Origin of the sequence: Desertimonas flava (assembly GCF_003426815.1) — a bacterium.
In the GTDB taxonomy this organism is placed as follows: Bacteria; Actinomycetota; Acidimicrobiia; order Acidimicrobiales; family Ilumatobacteraceae; genus Desertimonas; species Desertimonas flava.
Genome location: NZ_QKYK01000002.1, coordinates 277,505 through 302,943 on the forward strand (window position 1 = coordinate 277,505; position 25,439 = coordinate 302,943).

Below are 25,439 nucleotides of genomic sequence, written 5' to 3' on the forward strand. Positions count from 1 at the left end.
CACCCTGGCCAGCACGAACCGAACCATCCCGAGGAGGATCACGAAGTGACCGACGTACAGACCGACAAGGAGACCGCCGGCGAGCAGTCGACCGGCCCGGGGATCAACACGATCCTCACGCACATCGCACTCCCGGTGCGCAACCTCGACGCCCAGCTGGCGTTCTACGCCAAGTACACCAACATGGTGTCGATCTTCGAGCGCGTCGACCCGGAGACCAACCTGCGCACGGCGTGGATCGCCAACCAGCGCGACATCACCGAGCAGGCGGCCCGGTTCGTGATCGTCCTGATCGAGGGCAGCATCCCGCGCGACATCGTCGGCGACGAGATGAAGGAGGAGTTCACGTTCCTCACCTCGTTCAGCCACCTCGGGATCTCGGTCGACACCCGCGAGGAGGTCGATCGCATCGCCGCGATGGCCAAGGAGGACGGCGTCCTGGTGCTCGGGCCGATGTACCGCAACGCGATCGTCGGCTACATCTGCCTCGTCCGGGACCCCGACGGCAACAACGTCGAGTTCTCCGTCGAGCAAGTGCTCGGATGACGGCGGAGAGTGCCGGGAGCGTCGACCCGGCGAGCGAGCGGGAGGCGGTCGCCGCGGTGGTGACCGGCTACCTTGCTGCCTTCGCCACGGGCGACCCCGACCGCATCGCCTCGTTCGTGAGCGAGGACTTCATCAACGAGCACAGTTCGGCGCTCGGTTCCAGCCTCGTCGGCCGCGACAACTACCGCCAACGCCTGCCGACCTTCCTGGCCCGCTTCATCGGGCTGCGGTACGACATCGAGGACCTCGTCATCGAGGGGGAGCGCGCCGTCGCCGCCTACCGGATGACGTTCACCTACCGGGATGACGACGGGCGGGAGTGGCCGGTGTCATTGCCGGGCGTGTTCCGGTTCACCACCTCGGGCGGCAGGATCACATCCCGAGTGGACTACTGGGACGGCATCAACTTCCAGAATCAGACGACCGACCGGAGCGAGTCGTGAGCGACATCGACGTCGACGGCGTGCCAGAGGTGCTGATCGCCGGCGGCCAGGTGGTCACGATGAACCCCACACGCGACGTGTGGCGTGACGGCGCGGTGGCGGTCGCCGACGACCGCATCGTGGCGGTCGGGTCATCCGCCGAGCTGCAGGCGAGGTGGCCGCAGGTGCCGGTGCACGACGCGTCGGGCTGCGTGGTCACGCCCGGGTACGTCAACGGTCACCAGCACTTCACGGGTGATCCGTTGGTGCGCAGCTGCATCCCCGACGACCTCAAGCCGGGCGAATCGATCTTCAGCTGGTCGGTGCCGCTGCACGGGGCCCACACCGGCGACGACGACGAGCTCTCGGCGACGCTCACCACGCTCGAGTCCCTGCAGAACGGGGTGACCACCACCATCGAGGCCGGCACCGTCGCCCATCCCGACCGAGTCGCCAAGGGCATCCTGGCCGCCGGTGGCCGCGGCGCGATCGGGCCCTGGGGGTGGGACGTCGACGGCGTGCCGTACTCAGGCACCGTCGACGAGATCGTCGACCGGCAACGGTCCAATCTCGACGCCCTGCCGAGCGGCGGCCGCGTCGAGGGGTGGGTCACCCTCGTCGGCCACAACCTGGCGTCCGACGAACTGCTCGTCGCGGCGACCGAGCTGGCCCGCGAGCGGGGCGTCAACATGACGATGCACATCTCCCCGACGTCGTCGGACCCCGTGGCCTACCGGGAGGCTCACGGCCGGGCTCCGGTCGTGCACTTCGACCATCTCGGGATCCTCGGATCGCACCTCCTGCTCGGCCACGCCGTGTGGCTCGACGACGACGAGGTGGAGGCCGTGCTCGCTCACGACGTCGCCATCGCCTACTGCCCGTGGGCCTACCTGCGGCTCGGTCAGGGCGTCTGTCACCACGGACGTCACGCCGAGATCTCCACCCGAGGCGGCCGGATCGCCCTCGGCTGCGACGCAACCAACGCCGGCGATTCGATCGACATCCTGCGCACCGCGGCGCTTGCCGCCGGCATCGCCAAGGACACCAGCTTCGACCGTCACGGGACCGACGGGTCGTGGTTCGGCGCCCATGAGGCGCTCGAATGGGCCACCATCGGCGGCGCCGCCGCAATCGGGATGGCCGACCGGGTGGGATCGCTCGAGCCGGGCAAGCTTGCCGACGTCGTCCTGCACGATGCCACCGACCCCCGCTGGGCGCCGGGCGGCGACATCGCCCTCCAGCTCGTCTGGGGCACCGACGGACGCAGCGTCCGCGACGTCTTCGTGGGGGGCGAGCTGGTCCTGGAGCACGGCCGCTCGACCGTGGTCGACGAGGCGGCACTGGCCGCCGACGCAGCCGATGCCTCGTGGGCGATGCTCGGGCGGGCCGGCATCGAGTTGCCTCGCCGCTGGCCGGTCAGGGACGCGTGACCGGGGTGGTCGGCGGGGCCAGCCGGTCGCGGCTTTCGGCAATGTTTCCGGCACGTTTCTCGTATAGCGAGATCTCGTCTCTCATAGCTTGACACTGATCGCGTGAGCACGTACCGTACGTCCCAGCACGAGCCGTCGGCGGAACGGTCCGTCGCACACCGACCGAGCCGGGACCGGTCCGATTCACGGGCGAATCACCGAAACCCCGGAACGAGGGATCTGGTCTCTCGATTCGCAATGACTCTCCATGGCGCACACCATCTCTCACACCATCTCTCACACGGACATGACACACCTGGTCAGCACTGAGACGGTCACGCCCGCCGTCGAGATGGTGGGTGTCACCAAGCGCTTCGGTGCCGTGGCCGCGTGTGACGACGTCGACTTCGCCGTCCTGCCGGGGGAGATCCACGGCCTGCTCGGCCAGAACGGCGCCGGCAAGAGCACGCTGATGAAGCTGCTGCTCGGACTCATCACCCCCGATGCCGGGCACATCAAGATTGCCGGGCAGCAGGTCGTCATCGAAGATCCGATCCACGCTGCCGAGCACGGCATCGCCATGGTGCACCAGCACTTCAGCCTCGTGCAGGCGCTCACCGTGTGGGAGAACATCGCGCTCGGCGATCGCGGCCGGCTCGATCCCAGGGCCTCGATCGCCCTCGTCGAGGAGGTCGGCGGGCGGTACGGGCTCGAGGTCGATCCCCGTGCTCGGATCGGCGATCTGACGGCCGGCCAGCGCCAGCGCGTCGAGCTGATCAAGTGCCTGCGCCGAGATCCCAACATCCTCATCCTCGACGAGCCGACGTCCGTGCTGACGAAGGCCGAGTCGCAGGAGCTGTTCGCCGTCCTGCGCACGGTCGTGCGGGATGAACAGCGCTCGGTCGTGCTGATCAGTCACAAGCTCGACGAGATCCTCCACGCCACCGACGAGGTGACGATCATGAGGTCGGGCCGCGTCGCCAGCCGCTGCCGGACGAGCGAGACGTCGGCCGAGCGCCTCGCTCGCGACATGATCTCGCGCAACCTCGAACTGCACGCCGACATGGCGGCCGCGGCGGGCTTCGCCACCGAGACCGTCGACGCCGTCGTCCACGCCGACCAGGCCGCGACGCCGCCCTCGGGCGACCGCGACTTCGCCCACCACCGCACGATGGTCCGCTTCGACAACGTGTCGGTCCGCGCGGCGAGCGGTCGCATGATGCTCGACGGGTTCGACCTCGAGGTGCGAGAGGGCGAGATCGTCGGCCTCGCCGGGGTCGAGGGCAACGGGCAGACGACGGTCGCCGAAGTGCTCGGCAGCCTCGTCACACCACTCTCCGGCACCGTCGAGATCGGCGGGGTCGAGATCGCCACCGGCCGGCCTGGGGCGATGGTCGCCGCCGGGGTCGGAGTGATTCCCGAGGACCGGCACCGCACGGGCTGCGTGCTCGACATGTCGGTCGCCGAGAACCTCGCCCTGCTCGATCTGGAAACCGTGAGTGGTCGTCTCTTCCTCGACCACAAGGCGATGCGCCGGCGCGCCGAGGAACTGGTGGCGGAGTACGAGATCGCCCTGCCGTCGGTGGACGCACCCATGCGGATGCTCTCGGGTGGCAACCAGCAGAAGGTCGTGCTCGCCCGCGAGCTGGCCCGCAACCCGCGCGTCCTCGTCGCCGAGCAGCCGACCCACGGACTCGACATCGCAGCCGTGCAGTACATGAACCAGCGGCTCCGGGCCGCGGCCCGGTCCGGGATCGCCGTGCTCGTGATCTCCACCGAGTTCGAGGAGCTCGTCGCTCTCGCCGACCGGATCGCCGTCATCCACCGCGGTCAGATCATGGGCGAGATGACCATCGACGAGCTCGACATGGAGCGCGTCGGCCTGATGATGGGTGGCCGGCGCGTATGAACCTCGCAGTGTTCTCCGACCCGGCCCGCAGGGTGGCGGCCGTGCGCATGTTCGGCATGTACCTCGGCGCCTTCGCCGTCGCTCTCGGCGTGAGTGGAACGCTCGTGATGGTCACGGGCGGTTCGGCGTTCGAGGTCTTCCAGGCGCTGTGGGATGGCAGCATCAGCAGCTGGCCGAGCATCAGCCTCACCATCGACGAGTCGGTCCCCGTGCTCGTGGTGGCGCTCGGCATCATCGTCGCCACTCGCGCCGGCATCGTGAACATCGGTCCCGAGGGACAGCTCCTGATCGGTGGGCTGACCGGTGCCGCGGCGGCGATCAAGCTGCCCGTGCCCGACTGGATGCTCGTTCCGGCCACGCTGATCGGCGCCGCCCTCGGTGGCGCCGTGTGGGCCGGCATCGCCGCCGTGTTGCAGTACAAGAGCAAGGTCGACGTCGTCATCAGCACGCTGCTGCTGAACCTCGTGGCGATCCAGGTGGTCTCGTTCGCCGTCGGCCGCTCCTACCTCCTGCAGGAGAACACCGACGCCAGCTTCGCCGCCCCGCAGTCGGACCAGATCCCGAGCGCCGCCCGCCTGCCCATCCTCGGGACGTACGGCTCGCTCCGGGTGAGTAGCGGCGTCTTCATCGCCATCGCCCTGCTCGTCGTCGTCGGCGTGCTCGTCACCCGCAGCCGCTGGGGGTTCCGCCTCCGCATGCTCGGACTCAATGCCGAAGCAGCCCACCGGGTGGGCATACGCGCGGCCATCGTCGGCGGCGGTGCCCTCATCGTGTCGGGCGCCACGGCCGGTCTGGCCGGCGGCATCGTCCTGTCGGACCGCGTCTTCCGCATCCAGTCCGGGTTCTCCAACAACCTCGGGTACAACGGCCTGCTCGTTGCCCTGATCGCCCGCCGCAACCCGTGGGCCGCCGTTCCGGCCGCCTTGCTGTTCGGCGTCCTACGGGCCGGCGGCGGGTTCGTCTCGACGACCGGCGTGCCCCGCTACGTCGTCGACATCATGCAGGCCCTCATCGTGCTGGCCGCCCTGTTCCCGCCGATGCTCGAGGAGATCCGGGCCCGGCGGGCGGCCAGGAAGCTGGCGCTGCAGCGGGCCAACCGGCCGACGAGGGCCACCGCACCCGTACTGGAGGTCGCCAGCTGATGGACGCCGTCACCACCATCCTCGGCAGTGCCGTCCGCCAGACGGCGCCGCTCGCCTTCGCCACCTGTGGTGAGTACGCGGCAGAACGTTCGGGCACCCTCAACATCTCGATCGAGGCGATGATGCTCGGCGGCGCCTTCTTCGGCGTCCTCGGCAGCTCGGTCACGGGCAGCGTCGCCGGCGGCCTCGTGCTCGGATCGCTGGTCGGCTTCCTCGTCGCCTTCATCCATGCCCAGCTGAGCCACCGGCTGGCGGCCAACACATTCGTCGTCGGTCTCTCACTGAACGCCTTGCTGCTCGGCCTCACGAGCTACCTGCTCGAGACGACCGACCTCGATCCGGAACAGGCCGGCGTCGTGACGATCCCGCTGCTGTCGGAGATCCCGTGGATCGGCGAGCCGCTGTTCAAGAACCGCTGGCCGATCTATCTCCTCCTCGTCGCCATCCCTCTCACCAAGTGGCTGATCGACCGCACCCGCTGGGGCCTGGAGGTGCGCTCGGCCGGCGAGGACCCGCAGGCCGCCGACGTCACCGGCATCGACGTCAACAAGCGCCGCCGCCAGAGCCTCTACTACTGCGGCGTGCTCTCCGGGATGGGTGGCGCCTATCTGTCGGTGGGCGAGGTCGGTCTGTTCAACAACAACATGACCGCCGGGGCTGGGTTCCTGGTGAACGCCGCCGTCATCTTCGGCGCCTGGCGCCTCGGCGGCGCCCTCATGGGCTGCGTCCTCTTCGGAACGGCCTCGTCGATCCAGTTGGCACTGCCGGCGCTCGGTCATCGCGTCACGCCACAACTGCTCATCGTCCTGCCGTACATCCTGGCGCTCGCCGCCATGGTCATCTTCGCCAGCCGCGGCCGCAAGCCGGCCGCGCTCGCCAGACCGTTCGTTCGAGGCTTGGCCTGACCGCCAGACCCCGCACCCCAGAGCGGACCACTTCCTCGCCCGTGGGGGCCGGAACCGTACCCGAACACCAACTCCCGCGGCCGTGTCGGCCGGGGAACGCAAGGAGAAGACACCAATGATTCGATCACGACGAGTAGCAGGCGTCTCGATCGCCGCGCTCATGGGCGTCGCGACCGTGGCCACCCAGTCGATCGTTGCGTCTGCGGCGAGCGACGACACGGCGGCTGGCACGGCGGCCGAGGAGAGCGAGGGCACCGCCGCCGCCGAGGAGACGGGCGAGACCCGCCCGGTTGTCGACGAGCGTCAGCCCGACGTCAACGGTGACGGCACGGTCGTCATCGGTGTCATCAGCCCCGGGGACACCAACGACGGCGGCTATTACGAGGCGTTCATCACCGCCGCCGAGGCCTACACCGAGGCGAACGGCTGGGAGCTGACGGTCGTCGACCGCGTCAACGCGGCCGACGGCGCCAACCAGGCCCGCAACCTCTGCCGCCAGGGCGCCGACATGGTCGCCATCGCCGCCACCGAGAACCGCGACGCGGTGCCGGTGGCCGAGGAGGACGTGTGCGCCAACTCGGTGTTCACCCTCTTCGGCGACTTCACCGAGCAGTACTCCGACAAGGTCGCCCAGGTGACCGGCGAGAGTGATGCCACGGAGTACCTCATCGGCGTCGCCGTCGGCCAGGTGCTCCTCGAGCAGGGCAGCACGACGGCCGGCTGGGTCGGCGGTCCCGAGCTCGACTTCTCGGTGCGTGCGGTGCAGTTCTACACCGAGGGCGTGCTGTCGCAGGTGCCCGACGCCGAGGTGCTCGTCACCTACACCGGCTCGTTCGACGACGGTGGCAAGGCTCGCGAGGCCGTCGTGTCGCAGACCGGCCAGGGTGCGACCGTCGTCTACACGTACCTCGGCGGGGCGACCGACGCCGCGGCCTCGGCCGCACTCGACGCCGGCGCCCTCGCCGTGTCGCCGGGCACAGACCGCTGTGACGACGAGGACGGCCGCTTCGGCGTGTCCGGTCTCTTCGCCCCCGGCCTGTACTTCGAGAACCTCCTGAACGACTTCTCGCAGGGTCGTGTCGCTGTCGGCACCATCATCCAGTACAAGGTCGGTGTCGATCCGGTGCCGGGTGCCAAGGTCTGCGACACCGTGGAGACCGCCGCCGAGATCCAGGCCATCGTCGATGAGGTCGCCGCTGGGATCGCCGACGGCAGCATCGCCGTCGGCGACGAGGAGAGCACCCTGCCGACGACCGGCGAGGGCTGAACCCCACCAATCACGAAGGCCGCCGCGAGGCGCCATGGCAGAGAGGGTCCGGGCCGTGCCCGGGCCCTCTCTCCGCGAGCAGACTGAGAGAGATCGAGGAATTCACATGACGACCATCGCCACCGCCGCCGTGCTCCGTGAGCCCGCCGGCTCGTTCAGCTTCGAGGAGGTCGAGCTGGAGGGCCCGCGCGCCGATGAGGTGCTCGTGCGGATGGTCAGCACCGGCATCTGCCGCACCGACATCGAGTTCGCCAACTTCTGGCCGCTGCCGGCCGTGCTCGGCCACGAGGGTGCCGGCATCGTCGAGGCCGTCGGCGATGGCGTCGCCAAGGTCGCCGTCGGCGATCGGGTCGTGATGAGCTTCCGGTCGTGCGGCGGTTGCCGCTCGTGCCTCCAGGCCGAGCCGGCGTACTGCTGCCACTTCGACGACTACAACTTCGGCGGCCGCCGCCCCGACGGCTCGACGGCGATCACGGCCGCGGGCGAGGACGTCAACGGTCACTTCCTCGGCCAGTCGGCGTTCGCCACCCACGCCGTGGTGCACCACAGCAGCCTCGTTCGCGTCGACGACGACGTCGATCTCAACGTGCTCGGCGCCCTCGGCTGCGGGTTCCAGACCGGCGCCGGCACGGTGTTGCGGGTCCTCGCCGCCCGTCCCGGCGATTCGATCGTGATCTTCGGCGCCGGCGCCGTCGGCCTCGCAGCGGTGATGGCGGCGGCCGCTGCCGGCTGCTCACCGATCGTCGTCGCCGACCCCATTGCCGAACGCTGCGAGCTTGCCGTCTCGCTCGGCGCCACCACCGGCCTCGACGCCCTGTCGCCGACCCTGGCCGACGAGCTCGCCGCCATCGTTCCCGGTGGCTTCGACGCAGCGATCGACACGACCGGTCGCACGTCGGTGGTGTCGCTCGCCGCCGGGGCCCTCAACCGGCGGGGCACGGTGGCCGTGGTCGGAGTCGGCTCGGACGAGCTGGTGCAAGTCGACTGGCGCACGTTGCTCAACGGCCGCACGGTCACCGGTGTGATCGGCGGGAACAGCAACCCCGACGTCTTCATCCCCGAGCTCATCGAGCTGCACCGCCGCGGTCAGTTCCCCGTCGACCGCCTCGTGCAGACCTACCCCTTCGCCGACCTCGAGCAGGCCTTCGCCGCCACCAAGTCGGGCGCCGTCGTCAAGGCCGTCCTCACGTTCTGACGCCTGCGGCGACCTGACGGGGTGGGCCTGGCACATCCCGTCAGGGGTAGAGGTCCATGCGTTCCGCTACGTGGACGAGGCGGCGAGCTCGTCGTAGGCGTCGGCGAGCGAGTGAAGGGCGGCGCGGCCGTCGCCGCGGAACGAGGCGCCGTGCATCACGGCCAATGTCTCGGGCTCGAGGGCGGCGAGCTGGCGGATCGTCGCGCCGGTCTGGGGGGCCAGCGAGCTCGAGTGGAACATCTCCTCGGCAGCCATCGCCGCCGGTACCAGATCGTCGGTGAGGACCGGCGGTGGGGCGCCGACCTGGGTGAACAGGTCGCCGCAGAACAGCGTCTTCGTCGTCTCCTCGAACAACACTTGTGCCTCCCAGCCGTGGGGGACATGGGGCGTCGAGATCTGCCGGACGCGCCGGCCACCGAGGTCGAGCACGTCGTCGTCGAGGACCTGCGGAGGCCGATCGCAGAGGTCGTTCAGCGAGACCATGCAGCCGAGCATCCCGAACACGACGGTGCTCTCGGGCGCGGCGGCGAGCCAGTCGTTCATCGCACCGCACTCGTCGGACTCCACGTGGCCGAAGCTGATCCATCGCAACGAGTCGACGGGCACCACCGAGGCGACGGCCGCCGACACGAGCGGGAACAGCTGCCGCGCGCCGGCGTGGAAGAGCAGCGGCTGCTCGGCACGGACGAGGAACTGGTTGAACGTGAACCCGGTGGGCGAGATGTCGGGAATCCATGTCGAGATGCGGAAGACGTCGTCGGCGATCTCGTCGACCTGAGGGCTGAATGGTTCCATGCGACAGCGTCGCGCCGCTCGCGGGACCGGTCGACAGGTTTTCGGGCGCTCTGTCGGACCTGTGGGGTCAGGTAAGAGGTGTGATCGCGTGCGGCGGGCCGATTGTCGGTTCGTGAGGCTGGAGTGCCGGTGGCCTGACGCCGGTCGGGCTCGTGGTCACGTTTCCAGGGCGGGATCGTGACGATTTTCGACACGATCCAGCCCCGGATCACCGAATGGCACGATCGGGCCCCAGATTCTCGACGTTCTCCGTCTTCCCTCGGCCACCGACGTCGATCCTGTCACCTTCGCAGCCGCAGCCGTCACCGTCGACGCGGACCGACCTCCGAGGCGCGACGGCCCAGCAAGGTGCCGACCCGGCGCGCTCCAGAGGCCCATCCCGTCGGCACTTCCACCGTTCAGAACGCACGGAAGCGGCAGGAGGGCCGGTTCGGCCGTCTCACAGGAGGCGGATGGTGATCGCCTTCTCGCGGGTGTACTCGTTCATCGCGTTGTAGCCGCCGCCGTGGTTGTACCCACTCTCGCCGGTGACGTTGAACGGGAAGCCGACGACCGAGGTGTTGCCGTGCTCGTTGACGGAGACCTGGCCGCTCTTCACCTTGTCGGCCACACCGAAGGCCTGGGTGATGTCGTTGGTCCACACGCTCACGAGCAGGCCGAACTCGGTGGCGGCCGCCTTGGCGACGGCATCGTCGATGCCGTCGAACTTCTGGGCGACGAGCACCGGCCCGAAGACCTCTTCGCGGGCGATGCGCATCTCGGGAGTGACGCCGTCGAAGAGCGTCGGCGCGACGAACCAGCCGGGACGGGGAGCGTCGGCGTCGATGCCTCCGGTCACCGCCTTGGCCCCCTCGTCGGCGGCGATGCGCTGGTAGCCGGTGACGCGCTCGTACTGGCCGGCGTTGATCAGCGGTCCCATGTCGAGGTTCTCGTGCCACGCGCCGATCTGCAGCGAGCGCATCTGCTCGGCCACCCGCTCGATCACGTCGTCGTAGATCGCCGACTCGACGAGCAGCCGCGATCCTGCGTTGCAGTTCTGGCCGGCGTTCTCGGTGATCGCCGACACGATGGCCGGGACGGCGGCGTCGAGGTCGGCGTCGGCGAACACGATGTTGGGGGATTTGCCGCCGAGCTCGAGCTTCACCGGCACGAGGAGATCGGCCGCGGCATGGGCGATCGCCCGGCCGGTGACGGTCGAGCCGACGAAGCTGATGTGGTCGATCCGGCGACTCGACGTGAGGGCGGCGCCGGCGTCGGGGCCGAATCCGGGAACGACGTTGAGGACACCGTCGGGGAGGCCGGCCCGGCGGCCCAGCTCGGCCAGCGCCATCGGCGCGAGCGGTGCATGTTCGGACGGCTTGAGGACCACGGCGTTGCCGGCGGCGAGCGCCGGGGCGAGCTCGGCGGCGGCGAGCACGGTGGGGACGTTCCACGCGATGATCAGCGCGCAGACGCCGAGTGGCTCGCGTTGCGTGAAGCCCCGCCGGTCGTTCGCGCGGGTGGGCAGCGTGACGCCGAAGTGCTTGTCGGCGTAGCCGCCGAAGTAGGCGAACAGGCTGCCGCCGAAGTAGATGTTGTCGAAGGCGTGGCGCAGCGGCTTGCCCACGTCCTGGGCCTCGATCTTGGCCAGTTCCTCGGCGTGCTGGAAGACGAGGTCCGACCAACGACGCAAGATCGCGCCGCGATCGGATGCCGGCGTGGCGGCCCAGCCCGGCTGGGCGCGGCGCGCCGCGTCGATCGCTCGCTCGACGTCGGAGGCGACGGCGAGGCCGACCTCGTGGAACGGCTCCTGCGTCGCCGGGTCGACCACCGGCAGCACGGCGTCAGCGGTGTCCCATCGCCCGTCGATGAACAGGGAGCGGGCCGTCGCGTCGAGGAGCGGGGAGTCGGTCGAGGACATCTCCCTGGTGTATCGGGGATGTGTCCCGTATGTCAAGATCTCATCTCGCATATTGACGGTGGTTGGTGTCACTCGTATCGTGGAGCCATGACGTCCGACGCCCCCTCGACCCTGCCCACGCTGGAGCCGATCAGCGGTCCGTCCGCCTGGCGCGGCGACGAGCTGTCCCAGACCACCGAGTGGATCTACCTGCTGTCCGATGCCGAACGCGAGGACTTCGAAGCGGTCGGGCGCAAGTTCGTCGCCGACGATCCCGACCTGCGCACCGTGACCGCCGATGCCTACCCGCTCGGGGCCGGCCAGGCGGTCATCGACGAGTGTGCGATGCAGATGGACCGGGGCCGCGGCTTCGTCCTCGTCCGGGGACTGCGCACCGAGGAGTACGGCGACACGCTCGCCGGCGCCATCTTCTTCGTGATGGGCCTCCACCTCGGGGTGCCGATGGAGCAGAACCAGCTGGGCAACGTGCTCGACCACGTCATCGCCACCTCCAACAAGACCATGAACGACCCGGGCGCACTGCCCTCGCGTGTGCGTGACCGGCTCATCTTCCACTCCGACAGCTCCGACGTCGTGGCCCTGATGTGCCTGCGCGGCTCGAAGTCGGGCGGGGCGAGCAGCCTGGCGAGCGGCACCACGATCTACAACGAGATCCTCCGCCGTCGCCCCGACCTCGCCCCGCTGCTGTTCGAGGACTGGTACTGGGATTGGCGGGGTCAGGATCCCGACGCCAAGGCCGACTACTACGTGTCGCCGATCTGCAGCTACGTCGACGGCGTGTTCAGCACGTACGCGGGCAGCACGATGATCTTGTCGGCGCAGGCCTACGACGGTGTGCCGAAGCTGACCGACGACCAGATCGAACTCCTCCGCCTCTACGACGAGATCACCGAGGAGCCGGGTCTGGCGATCGACATGGACTTCCAGCCCGGCGACGTGCAGTGGCTGCTCAACTACGCCGCACTCCACTCACGCACCTCCTACGAGGACTGGCCCGAGCCCGAGCGTCGTCGTCATCTCCTCCGTCTCTGGCTCAAGCGCGACGTCGGCCGACCGCTCGTCGAGAACTTCGGCAAGAACGTCGTCGCCGCCCGTTCGGACAGCTCCAAGCTCGTCGCCGGAGGTGCCTTCCGGATCGCCGAGGCCGTCGTCCCCAATGAGGACTGGGGCGCCTACTGACGCCGAGCGGCTCTGCTCGACCGAGTGCCGGCGCCCTGCGGGGGCACCGGCACTCGGGAGCGGTTCGACACTCGGGCGGTGTCGAACGTCCGTCAGGCCTCCGTCGCCCCCGCTGAGGCGGCCACGAAGTCGCGGTAGGGGACACGGGGCAGCTGGAACATCGACTCCGGGGTCGCCCGGTTGAACCACGGGAAGCCCATGCGGCCGACGGGGCGCAGGGCCGCCTGGTCGACGCGATAGTCGGGGGTGCAGACCGACTCGTCCATCACGAGGCAGACGACCTCGGCGATGACGAGGTGGACGCCGGAGTGCAACACCTTGGGGTCTCCCAGGTCGACGACCTGGTGGATGCGGCATTCCATGTGGACGGGGGACTCGGCGATCGACGGCGCCGACACCACCTGCGACGGGATCGCCGTCCAGCCGATGTGGTCGACTTCGCTGACGTCGCCGGGGAACTCCATCGCCGCCGTCTCGATGTGCTGACCCATCGGGTCCGAGGTGACGTTGATGACGAACTCGCCGGTGCGGGTGGCGTTCTCGTAGGTGTGCTTGGGCAGACCGTCGGCCTCACGGAGCGCACCCATCGTCACGCCGACGAGCATCGGTTCACCCGTGATCGCCATGAAGTACGAGTAGGGGGCAACGTTGGTGACGCCGTCGCTGTTGGCCGTGGAGATCATCGCGATCGGGCGGGGGGCGATGACCTGGGCGAGCATTCCCTGGCGCTTCGTCGGTGTGTGCTCGGCGGGGTCGAAGATGATCATGGGATCCTCCTTGGGGTTCTGTTGATGGGGCGCGCCGATCAAAGGCGCGAGCGGCGCGCCGTCGAACGGTCACTGATGGGGCTCGGGGTGGACCGGGGCTACTTGCGGTTGCGGGAGTCGAAGTGCCAGCGAAGGAGCCGGCGCTCGGCAGCGCCGAACACGACGTTGACGAGCAGGCCGAGGACGCCGACGAGGAAGATCCCCGCCCAGACGTCGAGGAACCGGAACGCCTGCTGGCTGGACAGGATGAACCGCCCGACGCCCTCCGTCGCGGCGAACAGCTCCGACGACACCATGACGATGAGGGCGATGCCGAGGCTGACCCGCAAGCCGGCCACGATCTGCGGGCTGGCGCCGGGGACGAGGACGTAGCGGAACGAGTCGAAGCGGCTGAGCCGCATCGAGCGGGCGCTGAGCAGGGCGACGCGATCGACCGCCCTGACGCCTGCGACCGTGCTGATCAGGACCGTCCAGACGCAGCCGAGGGCGATCACGAAGATGTTCATCGCGTCGCCGAGCCCGAACAGCGTGATGGCGAGGGGGAGCAGCATCACCGACGGCGTGGCCATGCCGAACCGCACGACGGGGTTGAGCAGCCATTCGGCGCGCCGCGACACGCCCAGAGCGATACCGAGCGGCAGGGCGACGGCGACGGCGATGGTCCAGCCCCGCAGCATGCGGGAGATGCTCGGCCCGACGTGCTCGAAGAACTCGTCGGACAGGAACAGGTGCGTGGCGGGTCCGCCGAACCACAGCTCGCGGCAGCGGGTGAGGATCGCCGACACCTCGGGGACGAACAGCGACGGGCTGTTGGTGGCGCGCAGCTCCCAGAGGAGCAGCAGGGTGACGAGCAGCCAGACGCGCACGACCGTGCGGCGGGACAGGAGCGCAGCGCGACGAGCCGATCCGGAGATCGTGCCGGCGTCAGCCATCACGGAACGCTCCGTGCCACCTGAGGAGGCGCTTCTCGATCGCCGTCAGCACGGCGGCGAGCGTGACGCCGATGGCGCCGATGACGACGATCGCCGCGTAGACGGCCTCGGTGTCGTTGGCTTCGCCGAAGCGCAGCATCTGGGCGCCCACGCCGTCGCCGGCGCCGAGCAGTTCGGCGCTGAGCACGACCACGAAGGCGATCGCCGCGGCGAGCTTGATGCCCGTGGCGATGGACGGTGATGCGCTCGGCAGGATCACCCGCCAGAACGTCTGCAGCTTCGTCCAACGCAACGAGCGGGCGACTTGGAGCGCGGTGGGGTCGACGCCGCGCACCCCGTACACCGTGTTGACGAGGATCAGCCAGACGATGGCGAAGGAGACGACGAAGAGCTTCGTCTGGAACCCCAGTCCGAAGATCGAGATCGCCGCCGGGATGAGCGCGGCGGGCGGCACCGACCGGGCGATGTCCACGATCATGCCCGCCGAGCGGTACCAGAAGTCGAACCGCCCGATGACGAGCCCGAGCGGGACGGCGACGACGATGGCGAGGAGCAGGGCCCACGCCCATGCCTGCATCGTCACGCCGAGCTCGGCGCGGAACCGGTCGTTGCCGAGGAGGCGACCGACGCTGCGGGCCGTCGCGGCCGGGCCCGGGAGTGACGACCGGGCGACGAGATCGAACGTGACGGCCAGCTGCCAGACGCCGACGACCGCCGCCAGGCCGGCGCCGCCCCAGAGGAGCGGCGCCGAACTGGTCACGGCGGCAAGGCGCCTCGTCGTCACGGCATCGCCAGCGGGGCGAGCAGCTCGTCGACGTCGACCGGTTCGGGCAGGAAGCCACCGGCGACCATCGTGTCGACCATGCCGGCGAGGACGTCGTGGTCGACGGTGGTGATCTGCGGCTCGTTGGCGATCGAGCGGAGCAGTTCGACCGTCGTGCCGCCGTGCTCGGCCATCAACTCGAACACGGCGTCCTCGTTGGCGGGGTCGGTGATCTGGGCCAGCGATTCGTCGAGGGCGGCGCGCCAGCGCACGAGCACCTCTTCGTGCGCCGCGAGGTAGTCGGCCGTGGTGATGTACACGGCGTAGGCGACGTCACCGGCGACGACGCCCATCGGGTCGAGGAGGAGCACCCCGTCGCCGCTGCTGACGATGGCCTGCGCGCGGGTCGCGTTGAGTCCCACGGCGTCGACGCGGCCGCTGAGGAAGGCCGTGTCGAGCTGGCCGTTCGGCAGGGCGATGAAGTCGACCTCGTTGGGGTCGCACCCGTCGTCGGCGATCCAGGCCGCCATGTAGATGTGGCCGATGCCGCCGACCTCGTCGATGGCGACCTTGCGACCCACGAGGTCGCACGGCGACTCGATGCCCGAGTCGGGCGCGACGACGACGCCGCGGCCGTTGGGCTGGGGCGGGTTGACGTTGCCGTACGCCGCTCCGACGATGCGGATCGGGAAGCCCTGCTGGAACGCCTTGATGGCGTCGGTCCCACCGACGAAACCGATGTCGGCCGAGCCCGACATCACGGCGGCCACGCCCGCCGCGCCGCCTCCGGTCTGCACCGGTTCGAAGTCGATGCCGTGCTCCTCGAAGATGTCGTGCTCCTGGGCCCACACCCAGTTGATCTCGTTGGCGAAGCCGATGTAGGTCTGGCGAACCTCGTCGAGCTCGTCCGCGGACGCGGCGACGGGGATACTGGTGGAGGCGGCGACACCACCGAGGGCGACGGTGGCGGCTGCGCCGAGTGCGAGTCGGCGAAGGGAACGGTTCACGGGGTGGGTCTCCTCATGGTCGGGGTGATGGTCGGGGTGCGATTGGGGTGGGCAGGAACAGGCGGGCGTGGCGTCACGCGCTGCGCGAGGCCATGAGGCGCGTCCGCAATGAGTCGGAGCTGCGCGCCGGCTCGTTGCGGCGGTGCATCACGAGCTCGAAGATCTCCGAGCGCAGGTGGGCGAACTCGGGCAGCTCCTTGGTCGCGATCTGGTCGCGAGGGCGGGGTAGGTCGACGGTGACCTCACTCACCACGCGGCCGGGGCGCTCACCGAGCACGACGACACGGTCGGCCAGGTACACCGCCTCGTCGATGTCGTGGGTGACGAACAGGATCGTGAAGCCGAGGTCGGTCCACAGTTCGAGGACGAGGTCTTCGAGGTCGGCGCGGGTCTGGGCGTCGACGGCGGCGAACGGTTCGTCCATCAGCATGACGGCGGGACCGACGGCGAGCGCTCGGGCGATCGCCACGCGCTGCTGCATGCCGCCCGACAGCTGCCACGGGTACAGCTTCCCGGTGGCCCCGAGCCCGACCGCCTCGAGCGTGTCCGACACCAGGCTCTTGACCTCGGCGCGCGAGTGTCCACGGCCCTTGAGGGCGAGAGCGACATTGCGCTCGACGCTCAGCCAGGGAAAGAGCGACCGGCTGTAGTCCTGGAACACGAGCGAGAGGTCGGCCGGTGGTTCGGTGACGGCGGCATCGCCGAGGCGCACCAGGCCGGTCGTCGGGGCCAGCAGACCAGACAGGATGCCGAGCAGCGTCGACTTGCCGCATCCGGAGGGGCCGACGATCGAGACGAACGTCCCGGACGGCACGGAGAACGAGATCTCCGCCAGGGCCGGCCGGACCTCGCCGGACACGACGTATTCTTTGGCGACTCGATCGACGACGAACTGCACGGATTCCGCCTCCTCTCAGGCTCGTGGCTGTGGGATTCGGCGAAGGTACCGACGGGGTCGTCGGCGATCGAGGTGCTCCCGGACGTTTCGCGACGCATCCCGCAGTGGCTCCGGACCACCGGTCCTGGCGCTCCGACGGGGCTGCGGTGTTCAGCGCGCCCGGTCGCGGGCCCGGCGGCTGTGCACCGCGATCAGCGCGGGGCAGTCAGCCGTGACCGAGGCGATCGCGCGCCCGCAGCACGCGGTCGGCCTCGAGTGCGCACCACAAATCGGTCCACACGTCGGGCTCGGCGAAGTCGACCCCGAGGAGCGAGGCCGCTCGGTGCAGGCGCTGCGTGAGCGAGTTGCGGTGCAGGTGCATGCGGGCCGCAGCCGCGGCCCGGTTGCCGCGCTCGGCCAGCCAGACGCGGACCGTCTCGAGCAGGTCGGCACGCTCGCTGAGCGGCGCCAGCGTGCGATCGACGAACGCGCGGAGCTGCCAGGTCGGCAGGTCGAGCAGCACGCCGGCCATGCCGAGGTCGTGGCGCGAGACGCGGCGGGCACGCGGGTCGTGCGATGCCAACTCGTGGACGAGCTCGGCATGCTTGAACGATCGCGGCGCCGAGCTCGGCTCGTGCACGGTCGGGCCCAGCGCGGCGAGCACCGCGACGTCGCCGAGCGCCCGCTCGAGGTCGCCGGCCACGTCCGCGAGGTCGGCGACGGGGTCACCCATGACGACGGTGAGCAGCCGATCGTCGATGATGGCGGCCGGTCGGCCCAGCCACCGGGCGACGGCCGACCACCGATGGCCTCGGGCGAGGTCGGCGGACAGCACTGCCGCAGCGAACGGCTGGGCCAGATCGACACCGAGCCGCCGCGCGACCGCCTCGGTCGACGCACTGAGCGTGGTGCCGTTGCGCTGTAGTTCGTGGATGAGCCAAGAGCCGAGATCGTCGATCGCCGATTCGGCGGCGGCGATGCACGAACGCTGAACGGCCACCGGGACGGCACAGGCGGCCAACAGGCGGTCGACCTGGGCGACCGGGTCACCGTCGCGATCACCACCGGCGGTGGCTCCGACGCCGCTCACCGCAGGCAGGAGCGCGAGGGCCAAGAAGCCGTGGTGCATCCCCCACTGGGTGAGGGCGAGGACACGCCCCGGTTCGCCATCGATCACGTGGTGGAACGCCCGTCCTGATCCGATCGCCGAGACCGAGTCGGCGGCGGCGGCGAGCATCGGGGCGCCGCCGGCGACCGAGACCGCCGTGCCCGATGGAGCGGCGCGGGCCTGCAGCTCACCGCTGGGCGCGAGATACCACGCCCGTCGCCGGGCCGCGACCGCGATCTCCGTGAGCACCGTGTCGATGTCGGCGTTGGCGAGCGCGGCGGCCATCGCGCCCGCCGGTGGCGGCAGGCCGTGCACGTCGTCCGTGGCGTGGGCGGCCAGGCTCACGGTTCGCGCCGATCGAGTGCGAGGGTGCGCAGGGCGCCGATCACATCGGGGGAGATACCCGGGTCGAGGGCCCCCGCCGGCAGCAGTTCGGCCGCTCGGGCCATGCGATGGCCGACCGTGTTGCGGTGGAGCCCGAGCAGCGCGGCGGCGTCGTCGCGCCGGCAGCGGGAGCGCACCCATGCATGGAGCGTGTCGACGAGATCGGTGCGGTCGGCGACGGCGCCGAGCTGCGACCGGACGAACGCCGCTCGGTCCGCTGCCGGCACCGACAGGAGCAACGCTGAGGCGCCGAGCCGGTCGTAGACGATCTGGGTCTCCCCGCGCTCCTCGGCGACCACGAGCAGCAGGTCGGCGAGGGCGAAGCTCGCCGCCGCCGCGGCGGCCCCGGTGACGGTGGGTCCGGCCGACGCCCGCACCGTCCCCGATCCCGTGATGGCCTCCAGGCGCTGCCGCACGCGCGTGAGCTGCGCATCGACCGCGCCGGTGAACAGGGTCCAGGCGTGCCGGCCGACGACGAGGACGGGGTTCTCGATCCAGCTCGCCGCGGTGGTCCAGGCCGGCGTAGCGGTCGAGCACGACATGGCGACGGCGGCGTACGGTTCGGAGAGGTCGAGCGCCCAGTACGCCGCCGTCCGGGCCAGCCCGGCCTCGTCGAGGCGCTCGCCCGAGCGGAGCGAGGCGATGAACCCGGTCCCCCGACCGGCGCGGACCGCCGCGGTGGCATCGCGATGGGCCGCCGCCACGGCGAGCGGCAGGCGGGCCGCAGCCATCAGCTGATGGGCCGACGGCGGTGCCGGCTGTTCGAGCAGCAACAGGCCGATCCGGCGGTCGGCGTTGACGATCGGAAGGGCGACGGCGGCGAACCCGTCGCGGCAGGTGACGTTGGCGGGCCGGCGGGCGGCGAAGATGCTGGCGACAGTGGCCCGGTCGAGTCCGAGGTCGTCGTGGTCGGCCGCGGCGATCCCGGCGCGCGGTGAACGGGTGGAGAACGTCGTCGTTCCGGCGCTGTCGGACGCCACGAACGTCCCGCCGTGCGACCCGATGAGCCGGGTCGGGCGGTCGGCCGCCCGGCTCAGCACGGCGAGCACGTGAGGCCAGCCGCGCCCTGCGATGACGTCGGCGAGCAGCCTGGCCTCGAACGCGGCGAGCTCGTCGTCCGGTACCGTCATCGGCCCCATGGCCGTGTGGGCGGCGCTGGCGCGCGTCTCGCGTCGCGTGATCCCATCACGCATACTGTAGACTCGATCGACACCCGGTGGCGCGGCCGGGAAACACCGCGCGACGCTCTTCCGGCAGGAGTACCGATGCCGAACATCACGTCGAACCTCGACCGTCCCGATTTCGATCACCACTCGGCGGAGGCCAACGCCGATCCGGTGGCGTACTACGAGCGCTTCCGGTCGGAGTGCCCGGTCGGTCGTACTGCGGCCCACGGCGGCTTCGCCTATACGACGCGGTACGACGACGTCGTGCGCATCGCCCGCGACGACGCCACGTTCTCGTGCACCCGCGCCTTGGCCGGCGACCCCGACGCCGTGGCGATCGTCATCCCGGGCGGCCTCGGCCTCGAGCAGTACCCGCTCGAGCTCGACCCACCCCGTTCGCGGGAGTATCGGGAGCTGATCGATCCCCTCCTCACGCAGTCGGCGATCGACAAGCTGCGGCCGATGATCGCCAAGCACGCCGCCCGCGTCGTGGACGCCTTCGCCGACAAGGGCCGCTGCGACTTCGTCGACGACCTCACCAACCCGTTGCCGACGGCGGTGACGCTCGACTGGCTGGGGTTCCCGGAGGAGGACTGGGCCCGCCTCGCCAAGCCCGTGCACGACATCTTCGCCTGCCCGCCCGACAGCCCTCGGGCCATCGAGGGGGCCGCCGGACTCGCCTACATGGACCAGCGGATCCGCGAGCTCGTCGCCGCGCGACGTGAGGAGCCGCTCGACGACGCCGTGTCGTACCTTGCCAACGCCCGGCGCGCCGGCGGCGAGCTGTGGGGTGTCGACGAGCTCGTGTCGGTGATCGGCCTGCTCATCGCCGGCGGCGTCGACACCACGACGTCGCTCACCGGCTCGACACTGGTCCACCTCGCTCGCCATCCCGAGCAGCGGCGCGAGCTCGCCGAGCGGCCCGAGCTGATCGCGTTGGCCACCGACGAGTTCCTCCGGGCGTTCGCCCCGTCGCAGTCGATGGCCCGCACGGCGACCACCGATGTGACGGTCGGCGGTCTCGAACTGGCCGCGGGCGAGCGGGTGCTCATCCCCTGGGTGGCGGCCAACCACGATCCCGAGGTGTTCGAGAACCCCACCGAGGTCCGGCTCGACCGAGACGCCTCACGTCACGTCAGCTTCGGCATCGGCAGCCACCGCTGCGCCGGCGCCCACCTGGCGAGGGCGATGTTCCGCGAGATGATGACCCAGGTGCTCACGCGCCTGCCCGACTACGAGATCGACGAGGACGGTCTCGTGGCCTACCCGACGAGCGGCAACCAAGCCGGCTGGGACTCCATCCCGGCCACGTTCACGCCCGAGATCGAGCGCGTGCAAACCACCGCGGTGATCCGTCGGCAGCACGTCGCCATCGACCGCTCGCTGATGATCACCGAGGCCCGTGTCGAGGCGGACAACGTCGTGTCGATACGCCTCGCCGACCCCGCGGGCGGCGACCTGCCGGTGGGCGATCCCGGCGCCCACCTCGAGTTCCGCCTCCCGTCGGGCCGTCTCCGGCAGTACTCGCTGCTCGGCGGCGACGGCACCACCGGCTACCGCGTCGCCGTGCTGCGTGAGGAGAGCGGCCGGGGCGGTTCGGTCGAGGTCCACGACCTCGCACGCGCCGGCGGGTCACTCCACGTGGCCACCCTGCGCAACAACTTCCCCCTCGTCGAACGTGGGTCCTACCTCTTCCTCGCCGGCGGCATCGGCGTCACCCCGCTGCTGGCGATGACCCGTCACCTCGCCGCCACCCGCCGCGACGCGGTGGTCACCATGGTCTACGGCGGCCGCAGCCGTTCGTCGATGGCGTTCGTCCCGGCCCTCGAGGAGGTGCTCGGCGACCGCCTCACGGTGGTCACCGAGGAGGAGCACGGCTATCCCGACTTCAACGCCATCATCGGCGCCCAGCTGCTCGGGACGGCCATCTACTGCTGCGGCCCGCCGGCGATGATCGCCGCCGTCGAGCGAGCCTGCGAGGCCCTCGGCCGGCTCGACGATCTGCACGTCGAACGCTTCATGGCGGGAGACATCGACGAGTCGATCGGCTTCGGCGAGCCGTTCGACGTCACCCTCGCCCGCAGTGGCGTCACGGTGCACGTCGAGGGCCAGCAACGCCTCATCGACGCGGTGCGGGGCACGGTGCCGGGCCTCAGCTACGACTGCGAACGGGGTCACTGCGGCGCCTGCGAGACCACGATCCTGGCCGGAACCCCCGACCATCGTGACTCCGTCCTGAGCGCCGAGGAGCGGGCCGCCGGCCGGACGATGATGATCTGCGTCGGTCGGGCCAAGACGCCGTCGATCACCCTCGACCTGTGACCGACCGACCGGGCGTGACGTGATCGCCCGTGCTCGCCGAGCGTTACGGTTGGTGCCTGGCACCAACCGTAACGGCCTCCCGGTCGGGCGGTGCTGATGTCCGCCGACCGGTTGCGCGACGAGCTCCAGGAGTTGGCCTTCGCCGGCTCGTCGTGGCCCGACCTGCTGCGCCACATCCATCACGCCACGGGGCGTCCGGTCCGCCTCGTCGCCGTCGACGGTGCCCTGCTCGCCCAGCACGGCGTCGCCGGGGAGGCCTCGGGCGATCACGAGGGCCGCTCGTTCGACCGCATCCGCCCGCGCGTGCTCGACGCCGCGGCGATCGCGGCCGTGGACGTCGCCGCCGGGGCGATCGACGTGCCCGCCTCGGACGGCGCGATGCGTGGACTCGCGGTGAGGGCGGGGGAGCGGCGCGTCGGCGTCCTCCTGGTCGGCGACGCCGAGGGTCAGGGCGGCGTGGGCGCCGACGACGTGCTCGCCGCCGCCGTCACGGCGCTCGCCATCGTCGCCGTCCGCCGCGACGCCGAGGCTGGAGCGGTCGCCGAGAGCGCCGCCTGGTTCGTCGACGAACTGCGTTTCGGCTGGCGCCGCACCGACGACGACCTGCTCACGATGGGCCGGCGCTTCGGGGTGAATCTCGCCCAGCCCCACGCCGCGGTCGTCGCCACCTATGAGGGCGCCGACGAACGCATGTGGCGGACCGCCGTCTCGTGGTTGGACACGCCCGTGCGCGTCGACGGCGGCCGGGCCTGGACGATCGCCGGCGGCGACGTCGGGCACCGCGTGGCGGTGATGCAGGCACGCCTCCAGGAGTTCGTGAGCAGCGGCGAGGTGCGGGTGGCCGCCGGCCCCGTCGGGGTGGGAGCGGAGTCGCTGCGATCGGGGTTCCGGCTCGCCGGGATCGTCCTCGGTCTGGGCATCCGGCGTCGCGGACCGGCTGCCAGCACGTACGCCGACGCCGGCACCGCCGGCCTGCTTTCCCAGGTGCCGCCGGAGGCCCTGCGGGTGTTCGTGGCACAGCATCTCGGGGCCCTCGAGGGTCGCCGTGATCTGCTCGACACGCTCGATGCGTGGTACGCCACCGGTGGCAGCCGCAGCCGTGTCGCCGAGTCGGTGCACCTCCACCGCAACTCCGTCGGACACCGAATGCACAGGATCCGCGACCTCCTCGGCGTCGACCCGAACGACCCGGTGGTGGCCGAACGGCTGCGCACGGCCCTCGCCGCGGCCGACGTCCTCGCCGTCCTCGACGACGCGGAGTCCTGACTGTGCTGCCGGCACAGTCGGCGTGATCACCGACGCGCGGCGGGCACGATGCGCCGAGCGCCCCTCACGTCGTAGCTTCGTCGCATGAGCAACGTCTTCCCTGTGCCGCCGCCGACGCCGACGTTCGACGGGTACATGGCGCCGCGCATGTCGGAGTTCAGCCCGGCGTTCAACGAGTTCCTCAACGAGCAGCTGATCATCGACCGGGAGCAGATGGCCGACCGCGTGCTCGGCCTGCTGCGTCTCTCCGACTTCGTGGTCCAGGGCTTCGGCCTGACCCAGTTGGACCACGGGCTGCAGACGGCCGCCTACGCCGAGGCCGCCGGCATGGACGTCGACATCGTGGTCGCCGCCCTCTGCCACGACATGGGCAAGGTCATCTCCACGCCCAACCACGGCGCCATCGCCGCCGAGATGATCAAGTTGTACGTGCACCGGGACGCCTATTGGGCGGTGCTCGTCCATCAGGACTTCGAGGGCATCCACTACCTCGGCGAGATGGGGATCGACCCGATGCTGCGCCGTCGGTACTCCGACGATCCGGCCTACGAGCTCGCCGAGCAGTTCGCCGACGAGTGGGACGAGCGGGCGTTCGACCCCAACGGCTCCCCGCCGCCACTCGAGCACTTCGAGCCGATGGTGCGCGAGGTCTTCGGCCGCAAGCCCCGCCTCCTCGACCACTGGGAGGAGAGCCGGGCCGCCAACGCCGCAGCCGCAGGCGCCGACGCTCCCACCGCCGTTCCGGCGTGAAGATCACCAGCGTCACCGTCACGCCGGCGACGTACGACTTCGGCTGGGCGCCGATGTCGTTCTGCTTCGTCGCCATCGAGTCCGACGAGGGTCTGGTCGGGTGGGGCGAGGCGTGCGACAGCTTCGGCTGCACGTACGCCGGCGTCGTCGGCGCGGTCGTCGAACAGGCCTTCGCGCCGCTCCTCGTCGGCCAGGAACTGACGGCGGTCGATGCCGTCGCCGATCGCATGCGCCTGTTCACGCGGCGCCGCCTCGGCGATGCGTGGATCGCCGCCCAGGCCCGCAGTGCCGTCGAGAACGCGCTGTGGGACCTCGTCGGCAAGTCCGCCGGTCGCTCGGTGAGCGACCTGCTCGGACGGGCGAGGGACTCGGTGGAGGTCTACGCGTCCGGCACCTTCCTCGAGGAGATGGACGCCGCCGGCCACGTCGCGTCGTTCCGCCCACTCGTCGAGCGTGGCGTGCAGAAGGCCAAGTCGCGGGTGGGGCCGAACTGGCAACGAGATCTCGACACGCTGGCCGCCGTCATGGCCGAGCTCCCGGGAGTGGAGTTCATGGTCGACGGCAGTGAGACGTTCACCGTGCCGACGGCCCTGCGGATCGCCGACCGCCTCGCCGCCATGGGCATCGCCTGGTTCGAGGAGCCGATCCCGCAGAACGAGCACGCTGCGCTTGAGATCCTCGGCTCGCGGTCGCCCGTGCCGATCGCCTACGGCGAGCACCTGTACGGCCGCGAGGAGGCGCTCGACTGCCTGCGTGGCGGCCACGCCACCGTGCTGCAGCCCGACGCGTCCACCAGCGGCGGTCTGAGCGAGGCCCGGCGCATGGCCGAGGTGGCTGCGCCGTTCGGCGCTCGGGTCGTGCCCCACAACTGCGCGGGTCCAGTCGCCCTGGCGGCCAACCTCCACCTGGCGGCGTCCGTGCCGGCGATCCGCCTGATCGAGTACCCGATCCACCTGGTGCCGGTGTGGGCGGCGTTCGGCACGACCGCCCCGTTCGCGCCGGAGCACATCGTCGACGGCCACCTGCGCATCCCCGATCGTCCCGGCCTCGGCGTCGAGCCCGACGTCGCCGGCCTCGCCGCCCACCCCTACGAGCTCCCCGGCGATCGCGTCGCCGGCACCTCAGTCGGCCTCCCTGACCGCTTCGTCGGAGACGTCTAGGTTTCGTCCTCGGCTCGCATCGTCGCTTCGCTCCTCGCTCGCCTGCGGCGAGTTCTGATGAGCTCGCTTCGCTCGCACGAAGAGCCGAAAGGCGGCGGCCGGCAGAGCCGGCCCGTCCGCCGCATCGGGGGGCTACCGCCCCCCGAACCCCCCGACGGAGTCGGAACGTGGCACGGAGGCCGACCGGACTCGGCCTCCGCGCCGCGCTTCCTCCGGTCTCCGCCGCGCTCTGTACTTCGGTCTCCGCGCCGCGCTGCCTTCGGCCTCC

22 protein-coding genes are annotated in these 25,439 nt (G+C 70.6%); 13 read left to right on the forward strand and 9 right to left on the reverse strand.

All coding sequences use genetic code 11. The annotated features are described in order from the left end of the window. Positions 1-45 precede the first annotated feature (45 nt). From DN771_RS03925 to DN771_RS03960, 8 genes are all read left to right on the forward strand, one after another. Positions 46-546 (forward strand): VOC family protein, encoded by a 501-nt coding sequence (locus DN771_RS03925; RefSeq protein ID WP_162941498.1) that lies wholly within the window; start codon positions 46-48, stop codon positions 544-546. Continuing rightward, entirely contained in the window at positions 543-989 is a 447-nt protein-coding gene (locus DN771_RS03930) for a nuclear transport factor 2 family protein (protein WP_116996011.1), read from the forward strand. Before DN771_RS03925 ends, DN771_RS03930 begins: the two co-directional genes overlap by 4 nt. Beyond that, on the forward strand, positions 986-2,398 hold the full coding sequence (locus DN771_RS03935; protein ID WP_227462265.1) for an amidohydrolase family protein: 1,413 nt from the start codon (positions 986-988) through the stop codon (positions 2,396-2,398). The genes DN771_RS03930 and DN771_RS03935 overlap by 4 nt, the downstream gene beginning before the upstream one ends. Before the next feature lie 286 nt (positions 2,399-2,684). Beyond that, positions 2,685-4,286, forward strand: a complete 1,602-nt coding sequence (locus DN771_RS03940; protein ID WP_116996166.1) for an ABC transporter ATP-binding protein — start codon at positions 2,685-2,687, stop codon at positions 4,284-4,286. Further along, positions 4,283-5,428, forward strand: coding sequence for an ABC transporter permease (locus DN771_RS03945; protein ID WP_116996012.1), 1,146 nt, complete (start codon positions 4,283-4,285; stop codon positions 5,426-5,428). The genes DN771_RS03940 and DN771_RS03945 overlap by 4 nt, the downstream gene beginning before the upstream one ends. Further along, positions 5,428-6,333 carry an ABC transporter permease gene (locus tag DN771_RS03950; protein WP_116996013.1) on the forward strand — a complete coding sequence of 302 codons (906 nt, stop codon included), beginning with the start codon at positions 5,428-5,430 and terminating at the stop codon, positions 6,331-6,333. The genes DN771_RS03945 and DN771_RS03950 overlap by 1 nt, the downstream gene beginning before the upstream one ends. A gap of 115 nt (positions 6,334-6,448) precedes the next feature. Beyond that, a complete protein-coding gene (locus tag DN771_RS03955) occupies positions 6,449-7,600 on the forward strand; it encodes a BMP family ABC transporter substrate-binding protein (protein WP_116996014.1) in 1,152 nt (383 codons plus the stop codon). A 106-nt stretch (positions 7,601-7,706) separates the two neighbouring features. Continuing rightward, on the forward strand, positions 7,707-8,795 hold the full coding sequence (locus DN771_RS03960; protein WP_116996015.1) for an NAD(P)-dependent alcohol dehydrogenase: 1,089 nt from the start codon (positions 7,707-7,709) through the stop codon (positions 8,793-8,795). A gap of 66 nt (positions 8,796-8,861) precedes the next feature. Here DN771_RS03960 and DN771_RS03965 read toward each other — a convergent pair whose 3' ends face one another. Together DN771_RS03965 and DN771_RS03970 are read right to left on the reverse strand one after the other, a co-directional pair. Next, positions 8,862-9,590, reverse strand: a complete 729-nt coding sequence (locus tag DN771_RS03965) for an oxygen-binding di-iron domain-containing protein (protein ID WP_116996016.1) — start codon at positions 9,588-9,590, stop codon at positions 8,862-8,864. A 439-nt stretch (positions 9,591-10,029) separates the two neighbouring features. Further along, on the reverse strand, positions 10,030-11,490 hold the full coding sequence (locus tag DN771_RS03970) for an aldehyde dehydrogenase family protein (protein WP_162941499.1): 1,461 nt from the start codon (positions 11,488-11,490) through the stop codon (positions 10,030-10,032). Positions 11,491-11,577: 87 nt separating this feature from the next. On the opposite strand from DN771_RS03970, the gene DN771_RS03975 reads away from it, so the two are divergent. Continuing rightward, positions 11,578-12,669, forward strand: coding sequence for a TauD/TfdA family dioxygenase (locus DN771_RS03975; protein ID WP_116996018.1), 1,092 nt, complete (start codon positions 11,578-11,580; stop codon positions 12,667-12,669). Between the two features lie 92 nt (positions 12,670-12,761). Here the strand turns inward: DN771_RS03975 and DN771_RS03980 are convergent, their stop codons facing one another. From DN771_RS03980 to DN771_RS04010, 7 genes are all read right to left on the reverse strand, one after another. After that, the gene (locus tag DN771_RS03980; protein ID WP_116996019.1) at positions 12,762-13,436 is read right to left on the reverse strand and encodes a flavin reductase family protein; all 675 of its coding nucleotides are present in this window, start codon (positions 13,434-13,436) and stop codon (positions 12,762-12,764) included. Positions 13,437-13,534: 98 nt separating this feature from the next. Next, positions 13,535-14,368: an ABC transporter permease gene (locus DN771_RS03985; protein WP_116996020.1), complete on the reverse strand. Its 834-nt coding sequence runs from the start codon at positions 14,366-14,368 to the stop codon at positions 13,535-13,537. Then, the gene (locus DN771_RS03990) at positions 14,361-15,128 is read right to left on the reverse strand and encodes an ABC transporter permease (RefSeq protein ID WP_162941500.1); all 768 of its coding nucleotides are present in this window, start codon (positions 15,126-15,128) and stop codon (positions 14,361-14,363) included. The genes DN771_RS03985 and DN771_RS03990 overlap by 8 nt, the downstream gene beginning before the upstream one ends. Before the next feature lie 20 nt (positions 15,129-15,148). Then, positions 15,149-16,138 (reverse strand): ABC transporter substrate-binding protein, encoded by a 990-nt coding sequence (locus DN771_RS03995; RefSeq protein WP_116996022.1) that lies wholly within the window; start codon positions 16,136-16,138, stop codon positions 15,149-15,151. A gap of 73 nt (positions 16,139-16,211) precedes the next feature. Beyond that, positions 16,212-17,036, reverse strand: a complete 825-nt coding sequence (locus tag DN771_RS04000) for an ABC transporter ATP-binding protein (RefSeq protein ID WP_116996023.1) — start codon at positions 17,034-17,036, stop codon at positions 16,212-16,214. A 205-nt stretch (positions 17,037-17,241) separates the two neighbouring features. Next, positions 17,242-18,468 carry a PucR family transcriptional regulator gene (locus tag DN771_RS04005; protein WP_116996024.1) on the reverse strand — a complete coding sequence of 409 codons (1,227 nt, stop codon included), beginning with the start codon at positions 18,466-18,468 and terminating at the stop codon, positions 17,242-17,244. Beyond that, positions 18,465-19,700 carry a PucR family transcriptional regulator gene (locus tag DN771_RS04010; RefSeq protein ID WP_116996025.1) on the reverse strand — a complete coding sequence of 412 codons (1,236 nt, stop codon included), beginning with the start codon at positions 19,698-19,700 and terminating at the stop codon, positions 18,465-18,467. Before DN771_RS04010 ends, DN771_RS04005 begins: the two co-directional genes overlap by 4 nt. Positions 19,701-19,772: 72 nt before the next feature. Here DN771_RS04010 and DN771_RS04015 point away from each other — a divergent pair, with 72 nt between their 5' ends. The 4 genes from DN771_RS04015 to DN771_RS04030 all read left to right on the forward strand — a co-directional run bounded on the left by DN771_RS04015 (position 19,773) and on the right by DN771_RS04030 (position 25,171). Further along, positions 19,773-21,995 (forward strand): cytochrome P450/oxidoreductase, encoded by a 2,223-nt coding sequence (locus DN771_RS04015; protein ID WP_116996026.1) that lies wholly within the window; start codon positions 19,773-19,775, stop codon positions 21,993-21,995. A gap of 96 nt (positions 21,996-22,091) precedes the next feature. After that, on the forward strand, positions 22,092-23,261 hold the full coding sequence (locus tag DN771_RS04020; RefSeq protein ID WP_162941501.1) for a PucR family transcriptional regulator: 1,170 nt from the start codon (positions 22,092-22,094) through the stop codon (positions 23,259-23,261). Between the two features lie 84 nt (positions 23,262-23,345). Then, a complete protein-coding gene (locus tag DN771_RS04025; RefSeq protein ID WP_116996028.1) occupies positions 23,346-24,011 on the forward strand; it encodes an HD domain-containing protein in 666 nt (221 codons plus the stop codon). Further along, a complete protein-coding gene (locus DN771_RS04030; RefSeq protein WP_116996029.1) occupies positions 24,008-25,171 on the forward strand; it encodes a mandelate racemase/muconate lactonizing enzyme family protein in 1,164 nt (387 codons plus the stop codon). Before DN771_RS04025 ends, DN771_RS04030 begins: the two co-directional genes overlap by 4 nt. The last annotated feature ends 268 nt before the right edge of the window (positions 25,172-25,439 follow it).

Bases quoted from the DNA above. Each gene is read 5' to 3' on its own strand.
- DN771_RS04010 (WP_116996025.1), bottom strand. From the start codon at position 19,700: ATGCGTGATGGGATCACGCGACGCGAGACGCGCGCCAGCGCCGCCCAC.
- DN771_RS04025 (WP_116996028.1), top strand. From the start codon at position 23,346: ATGAGCAACGTCTTCCCTGTGCCGCCGCCGACGCCGACGTTCGACGGG.
- DN771_RS03980 (WP_116996019.1), bottom strand. From the start codon at position 13,436: ATGATCATCTTCGACCCCGCCGAGCACACACCGACGAAGCGCCAGGGA.
- DN771_RS03945 (WP_116996012.1), top strand. From the start codon at position 4,283: ATGAACCTCGCAGTGTTCTCCGACCCGGCCCGCAGGGTGGCGGCCGTG.
- DN771_RS03970 (WP_162941499.1), bottom strand. From the start codon at position 11,490: ATGTCCTCGACCGACTCCCCGCTCCTCGACGCGACGGCCCGCTCCCTG.
- DN771_RS03985 (WP_116996020.1), bottom strand. From the start codon at position 14,368: ATGGCTGACGCCGGCACGATCTCCGGATCGGCTCGTCGCGCTGCGCTC.
- DN771_RS03950 (WP_116996013.1), top strand. From the start codon at position 5,428: ATGGACGCCGTCACCACCATCCTCGGCAGTGCCGTCCGCCAGACGGCG.
- DN771_RS03965 (WP_116996016.1), bottom strand. From the start codon at position 9,590: ATGGAACCATTCAGCCCTCAGGTCGACGAGATCGCCGACGACGTCTTC.
- DN771_RS04020 (WP_162941501.1), top strand. From the start codon at position 22,092: ATGTCCGCCGACCGGTTGCGCGACGAGCTCCAGGAGTTGGCCTTCGCC.
- DN771_RS03955 (WP_116996014.1), top strand. From the start codon at position 6,449: ATGATTCGATCACGACGAGTAGCAGGCGTCTCGATCGCCGCGCTCATG.
- DN771_RS03975 (WP_116996018.1), top strand. From the start codon at position 11,578: ATGACGTCCGACGCCCCCTCGACCCTGCCCACGCTGGAGCCGATCAGC.
- DN771_RS03930 (WP_116996011.1), top strand. From the start codon at position 543: ATGACGGCGGAGAGTGCCGGGAGCGTCGACCCGGCGAGCGAGCGGGAG.
- DN771_RS03940 (WP_116996166.1), top strand. From the start codon at position 2,685: ATGACACACCTGGTCAGCACTGAGACGGTCACGCCCGCCGTCGAGATG.
- DN771_RS03960 (WP_116996015.1), top strand. From the start codon at position 7,707: ATGACGACCATCGCCACCGCCGCCGTGCTCCGTGAGCCCGCCGGCTCG.
- DN771_RS04015 (WP_116996026.1), top strand. From the start codon at position 19,773: ATGCCGAACATCACGTCGAACCTCGACCGTCCCGATTTCGATCACCAC.